Raw genomic sequence first — 17,160 nt, 5'->3', positions numbered from 1 at the left:
AATCTAAAAGTTAATTTTAATAAAACGCAGCTGTTATAATTTTTAGAATTGATTATTTTTGCCAAAAAATTATATGTAAGTTTGACGTGTCAAAAAACAAGCCATAATTTTACAAAAATAGCATTTAAACCTTTGCATACAAACTTATTTAATATCGTTTTAATATCATTTTTCCTAACTATAGGTTGTGGTAATTTATATTCGCAAGAAATAAAAAACAAAAAAAAGCCTTTACCTGCTGTAAAACAAACAGATAAAGAAACTGCTGCGATTACAGACACCATAAAACTAGATACTGTTAAACCGAAAAAGACTTTTTTGGACGGAAAAGTTAGATATAAAGCAAAAGATTATGCTAAAATTGACCAGAAAAAAAAGCTGATTACTTTATATAATGAAGCTGAATTATACTACAAAGATGTCGAGCTAAAATCGGGTATCATTGTACTTAATTACGAAAAAGACGAAGTGTATGCGGGAAGAATTAAAGATTCTGCTGGCGTTTTAACTCAATACCCAAACTTCAAACAAGGACCAAGCGAGGTACAGCCAGACTCCATCCGATTTAATTTTAAAACAAAAAAAGCCTTAATCTACAATTCCAGAACAGAACAAGGTGAATTTAAAATTAAAGCCGCAGTTACTAAAAAAGAAAACGATTCTGTTTATTTTTTGAAAGGTGCCCGTTTTACTACTTCAACAGATGTAGACCATCCTGAATACTATTTCCAGACTAGTAAAGTTAAATTTATACCAGGAAAAAAAGTAATTACTGGTTTAACAAACATGGTAATTGCTGATGTACCTACTCCTCTAGCGCTGCCTTTTGCCTATTTCCCAATGAGTCAGGAAAAGAGCGTTTCGGGTATTATTATTCCGAGTTATAACGATTCTAATACTCGAGGTTTTTCATTGCAGAATGGAGGATATTACTTTGCATTAAGCGATAATTACGATTTGACCGTATTAGGAGATTATTATACCAACGGAAGTTACGCCATGCGATTTGAATCGGCATACGCGAAACGATACAAGTATAGAGGAAATGTGAATATTCGTTTTGAGAACTTAATCAATAGTGAACGTGGTTATCCTGATTATTCAAAACAAAGCATTTACAATATTCAGTGGTCGCATTCTAAAGACACAAAATCAAACCCCAACTCTACTTTCTCTGCTTCTGTCAACATGGGTAGTAGTAAGTACTTCAAACAATCTATTAACCAAGCCAATATTGGATCAAACTTAAACAACACTTTAAGTTCATCCATTTCATACAATAAAACATTTAATACCATTCCTGGTTCACGTATTTCGTTATCAGCCACTCATAGCCAGAATACGCAGACAGAAGACATTATTATGACACTTCCGTCTTTACAAGGAAGTATTGACCGTGTATATCCTTTTGTTGGAAAAAATGGCGTAAAGAAAGGATTAATCAAAAACATCAACTTACAATATAATGTAAGCGGTAAAAACTACTTCAAAACGAAAGATTCGCTGTTTTTTAAGCCTCAAATGTTTGACGATGCACAGCTAGGATTACAGCAGACTATTCCATTAAGCACTAACTTTAAGATTTTCAAATACTTTAGCGCTGGAGCTTCTACCACTTATCAAGAAACATGGGTAAATAAAACCATTCAAAAAGTTTACGATCCTACTTCTGCACAAACCATTAATAAAACCGTAAATGGTTTTGATGCTTTTAGAACTTATAATTTCAGCACCAATTTAGGTACCACTATTTACGGAACTTTCAATTTTGGAGCCGATAAAAAAATTCAATCTATTCGACACGTCATGCGTCCGAGTATAACATATGCTTATACGCCAAGTTTTGAAAAATACTACGACACTTATGCTGTTGATGCTTCTGGAAGAATTACTTCTGAGTATACAAGATTCGAAAACGGATTATACGGAGCTCCAGGAAAAGACAACTCTAACATTGTTGGTTTTGCTTTAAGCAATACTTTTGAAGCCAAAGTAAGAGATCGTGACAGCACAAAAACAGAACCTAAAAAAATAATGCTGTTAAACAACTTAAACTTCAGCACAAGCTATAATTTCAATGCTGACGGAAAATCTACATTTGGATGGCAGCCTGTATTAGTTAGCGGTGGAACGCAGTTTTTTGACAACAAAATGAATATGAATTTTGGTGCAACATTAGATCCATATGCGATTGACAATGGAGGTAACAAAATTGACAAATTCAACATTGACAATGGCGGAAGTTTATTTAGAATGACAAGTGCAAACGTAACTTTAAACTATTCATTCTCGAATAAAGGAACTGCAAAAGAAAAAGAAAAAAACACGCAAAGCCAACGGAATGGTGGACGAAGCGATGATTTATTCGGTACAAATACAGACTTAAATGACAGTCGTAATAGCCAGTTTGCCAATGAGTCTGAAAAAGATGATGTCATTACAGAATTCTTTAATTCTAAAGTCCCTTGGGATATGACACTTGCGTATTCGTTAACGTACTCAAACGTAAAGAGGGAAAGCACTATTTCTGGAAACTCAATCATGGTTTCTATTAATACCGATCTTACGCCTAAATGGAAAGCGGGAGTTTCAACAGGTTACGATTTTGTTCAAAAAGGAGTTACCTTTACACAATTCCGTTTTGAAAGAGATCTGTTAAGCTGGAGAATGGCTTTTAACTGGCAGCCTTTAGGAACAAATTCTAACTGGAACTTCTTTATTGGAATTAAATCTGGTATGCTTAGCGATATCAAATGGAACAAGCGTAGCGTTTCAAACAGATAAACTACTTTCGAATCAAAATAATTTCATTATGAAAAAAATCATTTTCACCGAAAAAGCTCCGGCGCCAATCGGACCTTATAATCAAGCTGTTTTATCTGGAAACACACTTTATGCTTCTGGACAAATTGCAATCAATCCTGAGTCAGGAGAATTGGTTACAGACAATATTAATGATGAAACCAATCAAGTTATGAAAAACATTGCTGCTATACTTGAAGCTGCAAACATGACTTTTGAGAACGTTGTAAAGTCAACTATTTTCATCATGGACATGAACAACTTTGGAGCAATAAACACTGTTTACGGTTCTTATTTTAACGAAAAAACCGCTCCAGCTCGTGAAACGGTTCAAGTGGCTTGTTTGCCAAAAAATGTTAACGTTGAGATTTCTATAATTGCAGTGCAATAGCATCTAATAATAATTGTGCCGTTGCTTCATTGGTTGCTAGCGGCACATTATGCACATCGCAAACACGAATTAGCATATTAATATCAGCTTCGTGCGGATGGCTTGATAATGGGTCTTTAAAAAAGAACACCATTTGCGTAATTCCTTCCGCTACTCTTCCTGCAATTTGCGCATCACCTCCAAGAGGACCAGATAGCATTCTTTGGGTTTTAAATCCAGCAGCTTCCGCTTTTCCTCCCGTAGTTCCTGTACCAATTAATCTTATTTTTTCATTGTGCAAAACAGCTTCATTTTTGATTAAGAAATCAATTAAATCCGCTTTTTTTCCATCATGAGCAATAATGGCAATTTCCATAAAACCAGAACTATTGATTAGCGACATGGTAAGCAATTAGTCCATCAATAGGTCTTCTCAAAACATTACCTAATTGAAGTTCATATTTATTAAATGTCTCTTGTAATTCATCTTTCAAATAGAATGCAATAGACCCAACAAAATGTACTGGAACTTCTTTGCAGTTATCAAATTGTTTGATGTAATTCTTAACGAAAGACTTCATTCCTTTGAAGATAATTTTTCTGCAGAACTCTGTATCTTTATGCTTAATCAAGAATTTAGCATAAGTAGCTAAATAAGCATTCGGATTTGGTTCTTTGTATAATTTGTTTTTAATAAAATCAGGATCAACGTCGTACTCTTTTTCAAGTTCAACAGCCAATTCTTTAGGCATTTTATTAAAATAGTATTTTCTAATTAATTCTTTTCCAAAAACATTACCGCTACAATCATCCATTACGATATAACCTAATGATTGAACTTTTTGATGCAATACTTTTCCATCAAAATAACTGCAGTTAGAACCTGTTCCTAAGATAGAAACAATTGCTTCTTCTCCTTTTGGAGTTGTTGCATAAACAGCAGCGTAAGTATCCTCCTGAACGTCTACAATTGCGTTAGAAAAATATTCTTGAAAAATTCTTTTCAGCCACTCTTTCATTCTGTCTGTACCACAACCGGCACCATAAAAGAATAAATGTGTAGCATTTTTTTTATTTTGTAAGATATCAAAACGGTCATTTAATCTTTCGATAATTTCTGGCTCGTCTAGAATTTCAGGATTTAATCCTAAAGTTTGTGTTGTGAATAATACTTTTCCATTATCATCTATCGCAATCCAATCGGCTTTAGTAGATCCACTGTCAACTATTAATTTCATTTGTTTAGTTTTTGGAATTAGGTTTTTCTATTTTTTAATTTAAAAGTGTGATATTTACATTAATCATAGAAGTAACAAAATAAGAAAATCCCGTTATTGTAAAGTAACGGGATTTTGCAAAAATATATATTATTATTTTAAACCTGCAATATGTACAGATAAATCGATTAATTTGCTTGAGTATCCGTACTCATTGTCATACCAAGATACTAATTTGAAGAAAGTAGAGTTTAATCCGATTCCTGCACCAGCATCAACGATAGAAGTTCTTTTGTCTGAGATAAAATCTTGAGATACAACAGCATCTTCAGTATATCCTAAAATACCTTTCATTTCGTTTTCTGAAGCTTTTTTCAATACAGCTAAGATTTCTTCGTAAGTAGTTTCTTTAGTTACTTTTACAGTTAAATCTACAACAGAAACGTCAGCAGTAGGTACACGGAAAGACATTCCAGTTAATTTTCCGTTTAAAGACGGGATTACTTTTCCAACCGCTTTAGCAGCACCTGTTGAAGAAGGAATGATATTGATTGCAGCAGCACGTCCACCTCTCCAGTCTTTTCTAGAAGGTCCGTCAGCTGTCATTTGAGTCGAAGTAGTTGCGTGAACAGTAGTCATTAAACCTTCAACGATTTCAAAATTATCATGGATAACTTTAGCTAAAGGAGCTAAACAGTTTGTAGTACAAGAAGCGTTAGAAACAACTAAATCAGAAGCTTTTGCAGTTTCGTGGTTTACTCCCATTACAAACATTGGAGCATCAGCAGAAGGAGCAGAAATGATAACTTTCTTAGCACCACCTTTTAAGTGCTCACTTGCAGTTTCGATAGTTGTGAAGATACCAGTACATTCAGCTACTACATCTACATCAACTTCGTTCCATTTTAAGTCAGCTGGATTTCTTTCTGCAGTGATACGGATATTTCTTCCGTTTACATATAATTTTCCTTCTTTAACTTCTACAGTTCCGTTGAAACGACCGTGAACTGAATCATATTTTAATAAATAAGCTAAGTGATCTACGTCTAACAAGTCGTTGATTGCAACAACTTCTACATTATCTCTATTGAAAGACTCTCTAAAAACGATTCTTCCGATACGTCCAAATCCGTTTATTCCTAATTTTACTTTTGACATTTTACTAAATTTTTTGCTTTTGTTTTTATTACACTATTTCAAAGTCTAATTTCCTCACAATAAACTTCTCTTCTTTTTAAACTTTTTATATTGATTATGTAGACATGATGTCTGACACTCTTAATAATTCTCTATCAATTTCTGATTTTCCTTTGATAGCCTGCTCCAATGGCGTTAAGATCACTTTATCTTCACGAAGCCCAACCATATAATTTGATTTTCCTTCAATTAAAGATTCAACTGCTTTAACTCCTAGACGGCTTGCCAAAACACGGTCAAAACAAGACGGAGAACCACCACGCTGCATGTGTCCTAAAACAGAAACTCTTACATCGTACTCAGGCAAGTTAGCTTCAACGTAATCTTTTAATTCGAATACATTTTTACCAATTTTATCTCCCTCTGCAATTACAACTATACTAGATGATTTTCCTGATGCTTTACTTTTTTGAAGTGAATCTAAAAGACGATCTAAACCTAAATCTTCTTCAGGAATAAGGATTTCTTCTGCTCCTGCACCAATACCTGCATTAAGAGCTATGTGACCAGCATCTCTACCCATAACCTCTACAAAGAAAAGACGATTATGAGAACTTGCTGTATCTCTAATTTTATCGATACAGTCAACAACAGTATTTAAAGCGGTATCATACCCTAAAGTAAAACTTGTACCAAAAATATCATTATCAATTGTACCTGGAATTCCCATTACAGGGAAACCAAATTCTGCATTAAAAATTAATCCTCCTGTGAAACTTCCGTCACCACCAATAACAACCAAAGCATCCACACCAGCCTTAACAAGATTCTCGTGTGCTTTTTTTCTACCTTCAGGGGTTCTAAACTCAACTGAACGAGCCGATTTTAAGATCGTTCCACCTTTGTTTACAATATTATTTACGCTTCGTGGTCCCATTTCTTTGAAGTCTCCTTCAATCATTCCTTGATACCCTCTATAAATTCCGATGCATTCTATATTATGGTATGCGCAAGTTCGAACAACTGATCGTATTGCAGCATTCATTCCAGGTGAATCTCCTCCTGAGGTAAGAACACCTACTTTTTTTATTGTTTTTGGCATTATTTAAGTATTAAAGTGTAAAATTAGCAAACATTCAGCACTTTTCGGGTTACGATTATCATAAATTAATAAAATCTGTTAAATTCAAACGTTTTCGTTAATAAGTTTTTTCTAGGAAAAAATTTCATTAAAAATAATAAAACGCTATTTTTTTAATTAAATCGTCAAAATTAACAATACCCTAATGAAGTGTTATAAAAATAGAATTTCCCGCTCACATGGAAAATTTTAAAAGAGTGCCTAAATTTAGCACAAAAAAAACCATTATGAGAATAATGGTTTTATAAAAGGCTATTTTTAACAAAGTGTTAATAATCGTTGTCTGGAATTAGTCCTTGATTATTGCTTGGTGTATGTTCCTGTTCTTTTTTCTTTTTTTCTTCTTCTTTTTTCTTTTTCTCCTCCTCTTCTTTGGCTTTCTTCTTGTTTTTATCTGAATCTTTCTTACTAGAGAAATTCATATAATCAGGAAGATAGGAATCCTGAAGTTCATCATGAGAAGAATTTTTTACCGCTTTTTCAATTTTATGGTTTTTAAACAGCTTGTTTACAAGCTCACTAAAGGTATCAAAATCTACTTCGTAAGAAATACCGACACCTTGCGTATAACCAATTCCCTGTCCTATATAATTAATATCATTTTCTTTATTAAACAAACGAAGGTTCATTGTACCATCTTCATTTACACGATATAGAATTTCGATATCTCCAACAATCGCAGATTCGTTAACACCTCCAACAGGAACTCCTAATTTTCCGTTGATCGTGATTCTTTCATTAATCTGAGAAGATATATTAGCCACAAACTGTCCATCTACTTCCTGCCCTGTTCTTCTGTCTGCAGCGATATAATTTAAATCGATATTTACTTTATCGTTATCCGACTTAATAATGCCCCCCAATAAACTCGAAGCTGTTTCTGTCAATGTTCCAGAAAAATCTCCTTGGCTAAATCCGTCGGTACTCATAAACGAACCAGTCGATAATAAATAAAGTGCTTGTGTCTGACGAATATCTTTATCGTCTAACTTATATTGTATCTCAGATTTTAAAACATTACTTACCGATGGGAATTGGATATCAAAATTAGGTTCTGGACTCGCCAAATCTCCTCTTAATCCAATTACAACTTCTACTGGAACTTTTTTATTGAATGAAGACGTATTATCTAAAAGAACAGCCGGATTGGCCTGAGTTTTATAAACTGCTTCTAAATTCAGCTGAGCACGCATCGGGTTTCCTTCCCAAATAATCGAACCTCCTTTTTTAACCGTAAACTTTTTATCGATAAGACCACCGTATTTAAAATTATAAGTTCCTTCGTATGCCTGGAAATCCCCCCACATATTAAATTTACCTAACGTATTGATTTTAAATAAAAGCGATCCATATCCTCTTCCTTTCATACCATGTCCCGAATTTCGATCTAATATAACTTCTACTTCCGCATCTGGCGTAATATCAAAATCAAATTCCAGCTCAAGTCCGTTATAATCTCTTGTTTTTTCGACAATTCCATTCTCTAGATTATATTTTTCTTTTGGCGTTACAAAATGAATCCAGCTGCTTTCACCAACACTTTGTGTATTATTAATTGGAATCTTAACTTCGGTACCTTTTTCAGATTTTGCATCTACCTTAATAAATAATCCCTCTACAGGACCTTTTATGCTGGCCGTTCCGTTTATAAATGCTGTTCCGAAATAAGCAGCATCATCACTATCTTTTGTGTCCAGTGCCACTAAACGTTTAGAAGTAATATTTAAATCTAATTTCCAATCGCCAAAATTATTATGTTCGATACTTCCATTCAACAGACCTTTTGTGCCATATTTAGTATCCGTTAACTGATTATTTCTAAAGAGGAATTTTTCATTAGTCAAATCAATAACTGTTCTATCACTTAATTCATAATCGGTATTAAGATACGGAATCGTCATTCCAGCCTTTTCAACATACAAACGCCCGTTGATTTCTGGTTTTTTCAAATTACCAACAACAGCAGCATTTCCAGAAACAGAACCGCGAACATTAGACAAAACATCGCCTCCTATAGTTCCTAAAGTAGCAAGATTGAAACCTTCTAGTTTTAGGCTCATATCCAAGATGGTTTCTTTATTCTCGACAGCAAAAGTTCCGTTTGCTCTAAAAGATTCTGTAAAACCATTTTGAATCGATGAATTAACGGTGAATTTCTTAAAAGATTCATCACCAGAAATATCAAAATTAAGCGTACCAAGTTCTGTCTTGTTCATCACAAGATGATCAATCTTTATGGATGCTGTGGGCTGATAAATATTTTTATTCTGCTTATAATTGACATTTCCATTCAAATTACCATTAAATACAAACTTAGAATTGACGGGGGTTATTTTATTAATATCAACATCTTCAAAAGTCAGTTCGAGATCTTTATAATCTGCTCCTTTTATAACTCCGTTTAAATCAATTTTCTGATTTTCATGAGATAAAACAATATTATCAAACGTGAAATTTTTAAAGAACTGATCAAAAATAATCTGATTGTCTTTTTCAGCATCTTCGTTTAAATACCAGATATAATCCTTAAACTTCATTTCCGATTTCTTGATTCCGACAATATTATTTTTACTCTTGTCTATCGTATGATATAAATCTAGATTAAAATAATCTTCGCCTTTATCTCCGCCTTTAAACTCAGAACGGACAAAAAGCGTGTCATTTGCTGTAACGTTAATCAAGTTAAAATCACGTATTTTATAATAAGGAGTTTTTATACTGTCTAACTCGACATAAGCATTATAAAGCGGATTCTTATTATCAATATTGATACGAATATTATCAAATGTATTTTTGTCTGCTGTAATTTTTTTCGATCTAAAACGGAACTTAAATTCTTGCAAGTCAGAATCTATTTTCCCTCGTACAACTGTAGATGAATCAATATTTATTTCTGGATAAAGCATTTCGACCACTTTGTCGTAAACGCGGAAATTAAAGGTTAAAAATTGCCCTTTTTTCAACTTATAGGGCTTATAATTGGTATATAAGCTTCCCACAGAATTCATAACCAATTTATCCAATTGGTCAAATCTAAATTTACCCACAATTTTCCCGTCAACAACATCATTCGAGCTAATAGTTATTGTTCTCAAACGATCTGCATCGAAACTGGAGTTCAAATTTACCTGATCAAAAACATAAGTCGCTTTTGGATTCTGATATTCTGCATCATTAATAAAAATGTCTCCTTGAAGATTTTCAATAGAATTCCCAGACAGCTGAACCACAACATCTCCTTTAAAATGTGAAATCGAATCGCCAACGAATTTAAGTTTTCGCAAATCAGAATTTTCCACATTAATATGAAAATCATAACGGTTTTCTCTTTTACTCAAATCAAGCAATCCATCAAAACTCAAATTTAAGTTCGGATCATTTATCGCAATCTGTCCTTTATAATATGGAAGTTTAAAATTTCCGTTGACTACAATATTATTATAAGTGTATTTATTGTAATCCAGTTTTGCAATATCTCCTTTAATAACCGTATTCAAATATTTTTCAGTAAAGCCAACTCCGTCAACATCAAGATTCAACGTTGTTTTACCAATATCTTTTCGATTTAAAACCGCACCTACATCAAAATTATTTAAAATAATATTTCCCGAATAAGAAGCTCGGTCAATAAAATCCATATTATTCATATGAAGATCCACTTGTCCATTTCCTAAATCAGTAGCAATTTTGAAATCAGTTTCCAATGCTGTGGTTGAAACTTTTGCTTTTCCGACAATATTAAACTTACCAATTCGCTTCATTTCTATAGGAAGTCTTTTCCCTAAAACTCCAGGAAGCAAAACCACCAAATCATCATAGCTGGAAAGTAGTTTGCTAAACTTTCCATCCATAGAAAACTTCTGCGTTTTACTACCCAAAAGATTTCTGAAATTGATTGTTCCATTAATTTTTGATCCATTTGTATCGCTTAGCCTCAATCCTGTAAGCGTCATATTGTTTAACGGACCATCTAATTTGGTTTTCAATTTAAAATGCTGATTTTTACCCAGACCATCATAAAAATGACGAATATCGTTGGTTGCAATAGAAGAAGAATCTATCAAAACATCAAATCGAACTTTATCTGTAAAGTCAAGAAAATCTGATGGTTTATAATTTAAGATTGCAACACCATAAATTGAAGATCTTTTGGTTTTAATAGCCAGATTTTCAACTTTAATCTGTTTTTTGGTATAACTAAATTTTCCAGCAAAATTAGAAACATACAAACCACGGTGATCCATGAATGAAAATCTGTGAATGTTTGTATTCACATCTGGTCCGTATAATTTGAACTCACTGATATAAGCATTTAGTTTTGTGAAATCTAGAAATTTAGGAATCGTTTTATTTTCATCAACAACAGAAAATCTACCTTTTTCTATGTACGCGTTTTTAGCCGTTAAAAGAAAATGTTTTGTTGATTTTTTCTTTGGCGTATTTTCTACCTCAAAAGCTTGAATGAACTTATTAATATTATTTTCATCTTCACCTTTGTAGGTTTTCAAATTAAAGATTAAACCTGTAAGGCGTAAATCTCCAAAAATTAAATCTCCGTCCAACAATCTACTGAAACTGGCAATATCAGTCGTAATGATATCCGAATAAATCATCGTTTTTTTATGATGATCTAAAATCGTCACATTCTTCAATTTTACACCGCCAAAAATATTAATCGCCGTTTTTTCAACATTAATATTAACCTTGTAATCTTCGTTTAATGAGTTGGTAACGTAATTAGCAATCTGTGTCTGAACGACAGGAAGAGATAGTATGATAGCGAGCGCTAACAAAAGTAAAATCAACCCCATTAGGATTCTTGATATTATTTTCTTTACTTTTTTGATAGCTTCTTTAATTTTAGTTTTTCTTTAATTTATTTTGAACAGACAAAGAGCGGCTGTTTTTGATAAAAATTCTTTAATTTTGGGGCACTGCTTAAATCAAAGAAATATAATCATTTGATTTGTCAAATATAATTCAAAATTTGTGCCTTTATATGCAAAATCCAGAGGTTTTTATTCTAGCCATCGAAAGTTCATGCGATGATACTGCTGCCGCGGTTTTACATAACGACAAAGTATTGTCAAATGTTGTTGCCAATCAATTAATTCATAATCAATACGGAGGTGTTGTTCCTGAATTGGCTTCCCGAGCACATCAGCAGAATATTGTCCCTGTGATCGATGCTGCACTTCGTAAAGCAAATGTACAAAAAGAACAGTTAAGCGCAATCGCATTTACACAAGGTCCAGGTCTAATGGGGTCATTATTGGTGGGAACTTCTTTCAGCAAATCATTATCATTAGCCTTAAATATTCCGTTAATTGCTGTAAATCACATGCATGCTCATATATTGGCTCATTTTATTGACGAAGAAGGTTATGACAAACCAGAATTTCCTTTTTTAGCTTTAACGATAAGTGGCGGACATACGCAAATTGTAAAAGTGAATAGTTTTTTTGATATGGAAATTATCGGAGAAACGACCGATGATGCTGTTGGTGAAGCTTTTGATAAAAGTGCTAAAATTCTTGGACTTCCTTATCCTGGCGGACCTTTGATTGATAAATATGCGAAAGAAGGAAATCCGAAAGCGTTTCCTTTTACCAAACCGAAAGTTCCAGGATTAGATTTTAGTTTCTCTGGACTAAAAACGGCTATTCTATATTTCATTCAAAAAAACAAACAGCAGAATCCGAATTTTATTGAAGAAAATCTCAATGATATTTGTGCTTCTATTCAGCATACCATTATCGAAATTTTGATGGATAAAATTAAATTGGCTGTAAAAGAAACTGGAATTACACAAATTGCAATTGGCGGAGGGGTTTCTGCAAATTCTGGAATTAGAAATACATTAAAAGAAACCGAAAGCAAATATGGCTGGAAAACTTTTATTCCGAAATTTGAATACACAACCGATAATGCTGCAATGATTGGAATTGTAGGTTACCAAAAATACTTATCTAATCGTTTTGAAACTTCTGCTGTGGTTTCTAAAGCAAGAATCCAATTTTAAATCATGCAGTTATTTTTTAATCCGAATATAGACGAAACAACCGAAAGTTTTTCTTTTGACAAAGAAGAAAGCCGTCATATTATAAAAGTCCTTAGAAAAAAAGATGCCGATATTCTGCATGTTACAAATGGTTCTGGATTATTGTTTGAAACTCAGATTACTTTGGCTTCAGATAATAAATGTATTGTTGAAGTTCTCAACATTACGAACGCTGAAAAACCAAAGTTTCATTTGCATTTGGCCGTTGCGCCAACTAAAATGAATGATCGTTTTGAATGGTTCTTGGAAAAAGCAACCGAAATCGGAATTCAGGAAATCACGCCAATTTTCTGCGATCGTTCTGAACGAAAAGTCATTAATCGTGATCGTTTTGAAAAAATCATTCTTTCGGCAATGAAACAATGCAACGAAACTTTTCTTCCAAAATTAAATGAAGCTATTTCGTTTAAAGAATTCATTAAGCAAAAGCAAAATGGCTTACAATTAATTGCCCATTGCGAAGAAACAGACAAAAAATCGTTAAAAGAAGTTTTAAAACCAAATCAAGATGTAACAATTCTAATCGGTCCAGAAGGCGATTTTTCTGAAAAAGAAATTGCATTGGCATTAGAAAATAATTACAAACCTGTAACTTTAGGAAATACCCGTTTAAGAACAGAAACAGCTGCTGTTGTAGCTTGTCATAGTGTTGTTTTTTTTAATGAATAAATAAATGTAAGGACAATTAAATTTATCATTTCAAGAGAACAAATCAACTCAATATTGTCATTTCGACGAAGGAGAAATCTCTGCGAGAAGCTCCGCAACGAAAAGCCAAACTTTGTAGAATTGCTTGTGGAGATTTCTCCTTCGGCGAAATGACAAATAAAGATCTAAAAGAATGAAAAAAATTTTCTATCTATTTTTACTAATTTCAATCTCTTCTTTTTCTCAAGAAATTGCTTTGTTAAAATACAGCGGTGGTGGCGATTGGTATGCTAATCCAACTTCTTTGCCTAATCTAATTAGTTTTTGTAATGCCAATATAAATACTCGTATTAAAAACAAACCTTCGACTGTAGAACCAAGTAATCCAGATTTGTTTTCGTATCCGTTTGTGCACATGACAGGTCACGGAAATGTTGTTTTTAGCGATGCAGACGTAAGCAACTTAAGAAATTATCTTACTGCTGGCGGTTTTCTGCATATTGATGACAATTACGGAATGGATCAATACATACGAAAAGAAATCAAGAAGATATTTCCAAATAATAATTTAGTAGAGCTTCCAGCGAATCATCCTATTTTTCAGAAACCGTTTCCCTTCCCAAACGGATTGCCAAAAATTCATGAACATGACGGAACGCGTCCGCAGGCATTTGGCATTTTTATAGACAATAAATTGGTTCTACTTTATACTTATGAATGTGATTTGGGCGATGGCTGGGAAGATCTCGAAGTTCATAACGATCCGGCAAACGTAAGAGACAAAGCCCTAAAAATGGGCGCAAACATTATCAATTATATTTTTACCAATTAAATTTTAGAAAGTGCAGCTTACTCACGAAGAAAATCAATTTGAAAGAAAAACATTTCCCATTACTTTGATATGTGATCATATTTATTTTCAGCAGAATATTGGTTCTTTATTCAGAATTTCTGAAGCTTTTGGAGTTGAAAATATTATTTTTTTCGGAAAAGATATTCCGCTTACACCTCGCAAAATCAACAAAACTTCTAGAAGCACACATCTTCATGTTTCGCATTCTGTAATAGAAGACTACAATGAGCTTCACTCCTTTTTAACCGCTAATGACTTTGAAATTATTGCTTTAGAAATAACTTCAAACAGTAAACCTTTGAAAGAAGTTACGATTCCTGAAAACAAAAAAATTGCGCTTTTGATTGGAAGTGAAATTAACGGAATATCCGAAGAACTTCTTAAACTTTCTAATCAAATCGTGCATATCAATATGTTTGGCAAAAACAGCAGTATGAATGTCGTACAGGCTGCGAGTATTGCGCTTTACGAGATTACTTCTTTATAAAAAATCATTCTTCAAGCATTTTGTTTCATTTTTGCATCAATTTAACCGTTTTAAATTATCGATAAAGCACAGATAATCAAGACGAAATACATTCAAAAAATAAAAAAGAAAGAAAAAACTTATTAATATTTTTATTTCGTTTTTTGTAGGAATCAGCACCTGTAAGGCTTTGTAAAATTTCTGACAAAATATTCTTTGTAATATTTTTCCACAATATTTTTTTGTTATAAAATTGCTGCAATGTTTAACTAATCAACATTTTTATAACAAAAACCCAAATTATTATGAAAAAAGTTATTATTACCACATTTGCAGTATTAATGCTGTTTGCATGTCAAAATGAACAATCTGATTCTGCCAACGCAGATGCAAGTGTTCCTGCAAGAAGAGGCTGTGCAACACAAGAAGTTTTAGAAGCTCAATTGAAAGCCGATCCTATGTTGGCAATTAGAATGAACGAAATCGAGACTTTTACCGCACAACACGCAGGTTCAAATTTTACTGGTCGTTTGGTAAATGGAAAAATTGAAATTCCAGTTGTAGTAAACGTTTTATACAAAACTGCTGCACAAAACATTTCAGATGCACAAATTCAATCACAAATCGATGTTTTAAACAAAGATTTTAATGCTTTAAACTCTGACTACAATAATGTACCAGCATTATTCTCAGGAGTTAAAGCTAACATCGGAATTACTTTTGTTTTAGATCAGGTTATCAGAAAATCGACAACTAAAACTTCTTGGGGAACAAATGACGCTATGAAGAAAACAGCTCAGGGCGGAATTGCTCCTACTTCTCCAACTACAAAATTAAACTTATGGTCATGTGTTATTGGGGGCGGAATTTTAGGTTATGCACAATTCCCTGGTGGCGCTTCTGCTACTGACGGAGTGGTAATTGATCCTAAATACTTCGGATTATCTGGTTCTGCAAATGCTCCATATAACTTAGGAAGAACAGCTACACACGAAGTTGGTCACTGGATGAACTTACGTCACATTTGGGGAGATGCAACTTGTGGAAGCGATCTTGTTTCTGATACTCCTACTCATAACACAGCAAACTACGGAGTTCCTGCTTACCCTCATTACAGCACTTGTACAGGTACTCCTGTAGAAATGACAATGAACTACATGGATTATGTTGATGATGCAGCAATGTACATGTTCTCAACAGGACAGAAAAATAGAATTTCGGCTATTTTTACAACTGGAGGAGCAAGAGCCGCTTTTGCACAATAAGCTGAAACTAAAAATATCAATAAAGCGAGATGATTCATCTCGCTTTTTTTGTTTATCCATAAATTTTAGAATGCTTTTTCCTATATTTATAGTCTAAATTTTAAGCATGATCACATCAAAAACTATTTCTAACGGAATATTAAGAGCCTTAGCTACAATTTTAATAATCGGCATCGTCTTATATTTTTTATATGAAATTCAAACTGTAATTGTCTATTTGTGCATTTCGCTAATATTGTGTTTGATTGCCAATCCGATGGTGTTGTTTTTAAAGAACAAATTAAAATTCAGCAATTCGATAGCCGCTACAACGACAATTATCTTTTTTATTTTTCTAATTGTGGGCTTTATTTTATTGTTTGTTCCTTTAATTATTTCTCAAGCAAATAATCTGGCACTTCTTGATACAGCGCATCTGCAGGCTCAATTTATAGAAACAGAAAACAGTCTTGAAAAATACTTTAATATTCCGCATATAGATTTGAATAAAGTTATAAAAGATTCTAAACTTATTTCTTTCTTAGATTTCAGCTATTTTACAGGATTCATCAATACTATAATCAACTTTATGGCCGATATGGGAATGGGATTGGTATCTGTATTTTTTATTACTTTCTTTTTCATAAAAGATCAGGATATCTTTAAAGATCAGGCTAGAAGAATATTGCCAGATTCAAATGAAGATAAAATTTTAAATTCAGTCACAAAAATAAACCATTTGCTAACTCGCTATTTCATTGGTCTATTACTACAATTAATTGTTGTATTCATTCTCTATCTAGTTGTATTGCTAATCTTCGGAAATAAAAATGCTTTTGTAATTGCTTTTTTATGTGCCATTCTAAACATAATTCCATATTTGGGGCCAATTATTGGAACAACTTTAGCTGCAATTCTGACTATGATAAGCATGATTGGAAAGGATTTTCAATCAGAAATTCTGCCAACAACAATCTATGTCGTTATTGGCTTTTTATTGGTACAGGCAATTGACAACAATATTAGCCAGCCAATAATTTCGTCAAAAAGTGTAAATTCGCACCCGTTAGAAATATTCTTGGTTATATTAATCAGCGGTATTACGTTTGGAATTGTCGGAATGATTATCGCAATTCCTGCATTTACAATGATTAAAGTAATTTTAAAAGAGTTTTTTCCTGACAACAAAATCGTCTCCGTATTAACCGAAAGAATTTAGCT

General features: G+C 33.0%; 13 protein-coding genes. 8 read left to right on the top strand and 5 right to left on the bottom strand.

Annotated elements, in window-relative coordinates:
• Window positions 1-81 precede the first annotated feature (81 nt).
• Window positions 82-2,784, top strand: a complete 2,703-nt coding sequence (locus tag AAYQ05_RS06095; protein ID WP_343541882.1) for a putative LPS assembly protein LptD — start codon at window positions 82-84, stop codon at window positions 2,782-2,784.
• A gap of 28 nt (window positions 2,785-2,812) precedes the next feature.
• Window positions 2,813-3,193, top strand: coding sequence for a RidA family protein (locus tag AAYQ05_RS06090; protein ID WP_343541881.1), 381 nt, complete (start codon window positions 2,813-2,815; stop codon window positions 3,191-3,193).
• Here the strand turns inward: AAYQ05_RS06090 and AAYQ05_RS06085 are convergent.
• From AAYQ05_RS06085 to AAYQ05_RS06065, 5 genes are all read right to left on the bottom strand, one after another.
• Entirely contained in the window at window positions 3,174-3,548 is a 375-nt protein-coding gene (locus AAYQ05_RS06085) for a methylglyoxal synthase (protein ID WP_053470300.1), read from the bottom strand. The two genes, AAYQ05_RS06090 and AAYQ05_RS06085, sit on opposite strands and share 20 nt — an antisense overlap.
• A 10-nt stretch (window positions 3,549-3,558) precedes the next feature.
• Window positions 3,559-4,410: an N-acetylglucosamine kinase gene (locus AAYQ05_RS06080; RefSeq protein WP_095930500.1), complete on the bottom strand. Its 852-nt coding sequence runs from the start codon at window positions 4,408-4,410 to the stop codon at window positions 3,559-3,561.
• A 132-nt stretch (window positions 4,411-4,542) separates the two neighbouring features.
• Window positions 4,543-5,547 (bottom strand): type I glyceraldehyde-3-phosphate dehydrogenase, encoded by a 1,005-nt coding sequence (gene gap, locus AAYQ05_RS06075; RefSeq protein ID WP_343541879.1) that lies wholly within the window; start codon window positions 5,545-5,547, stop codon window positions 4,543-4,545.
• A 94-nt stretch (window positions 5,548-5,641) separates the two neighbouring features.
• Entirely contained in the window at window positions 5,642-6,628 is a 987-nt protein-coding gene (pfkA, locus tag AAYQ05_RS06070) for a 6-phosphofructokinase (RefSeq protein ID WP_281633232.1), read from the bottom strand.
• 308 nt (window positions 6,629-6,936) lie between these two features.
• Window positions 6,937-11,478 (bottom strand): translocation/assembly module TamB domain-containing protein, encoded by a 4,542-nt coding sequence (locus AAYQ05_RS06065; RefSeq protein WP_343541877.1) that lies wholly within the window; start codon window positions 11,476-11,478, stop codon window positions 6,937-6,939.
• Window positions 11,479-11,666: 188 nt separating this feature from the next.
• Between AAYQ05_RS06065 and tsaD the strand changes: the two genes are divergently transcribed.
• The 6 genes from tsaD to AAYQ05_RS06035 all read left to right on the top strand — a co-directional run bounded on the left by tsaD (window position 11,667) and on the right by AAYQ05_RS06035 (window position 17,158).
• Window positions 11,667-12,689 (top strand): tRNA (adenosine(37)-N6)-threonylcarbamoyltransferase complex transferase subunit TsaD, encoded by a 1,023-nt coding sequence (gene tsaD, locus AAYQ05_RS06060; protein WP_343541875.1) that lies wholly within the window; start codon window positions 11,667-11,669, stop codon window positions 12,687-12,689.
• Window positions 12,690-12,692: 3 nt separating this feature from the next.
• The gene (locus AAYQ05_RS06055; protein WP_343541874.1) at window positions 12,693-13,397 is read left to right on the top strand and encodes a 16S rRNA (uracil(1498)-N(3))-methyltransferase; all 705 of its coding nucleotides are present in this window, start codon (window positions 12,693-12,695) and stop codon (window positions 13,395-13,397) included.
• A gap of 172 nt (window positions 13,398-13,569) precedes the next feature.
• Window positions 13,570-14,208 carry a DUF4159 domain-containing protein gene (locus AAYQ05_RS06050; RefSeq protein WP_343541873.1) on the top strand — a complete coding sequence of 213 codons (639 nt, stop codon included), beginning with the start codon at window positions 13,570-13,572 and terminating at the stop codon, window positions 14,206-14,208.
• A gap of 10 nt (window positions 14,209-14,218) precedes the next feature.
• Complete coding sequence (locus tag AAYQ05_RS06045; RefSeq protein ID WP_281633236.1) at window positions 14,219-14,716, top strand: TrmH family RNA methyltransferase; 498 nt, start codon at window positions 14,219-14,221, stop codon at window positions 14,714-14,716.
• Window positions 14,717-15,000: 284 nt separating this feature from the next.
• Complete coding sequence (locus tag AAYQ05_RS06040) at window positions 15,001-15,960, top strand: zinc metalloprotease (RefSeq protein WP_343541869.1); 960 nt, start codon at window positions 15,001-15,003, stop codon at window positions 15,958-15,960.
• Window positions 15,961-16,066: 106 nt separating this feature from the next.
• The gene (locus tag AAYQ05_RS06035) at window positions 16,067-17,158 is read left to right on the top strand and encodes an AI-2E family transporter (protein ID WP_281633238.1); all 1,092 of its coding nucleotides are present in this window, start codon (window positions 16,067-16,069) and stop codon (window positions 17,156-17,158) included.
• Window positions 17,159-17,160: the final 2 nt, after the last annotated feature.

It is taken from the genome of Flavobacterium movens, from assembly GCF_039581425.1.
Lineage (GTDB): Bacteria > Bacteroidota > Bacteroidia > Flavobacteriales > Flavobacteriaceae > Flavobacterium > Flavobacterium luteolum.
This window is presented reverse-complemented; position numbering and strand designations above follow the sequence as displayed.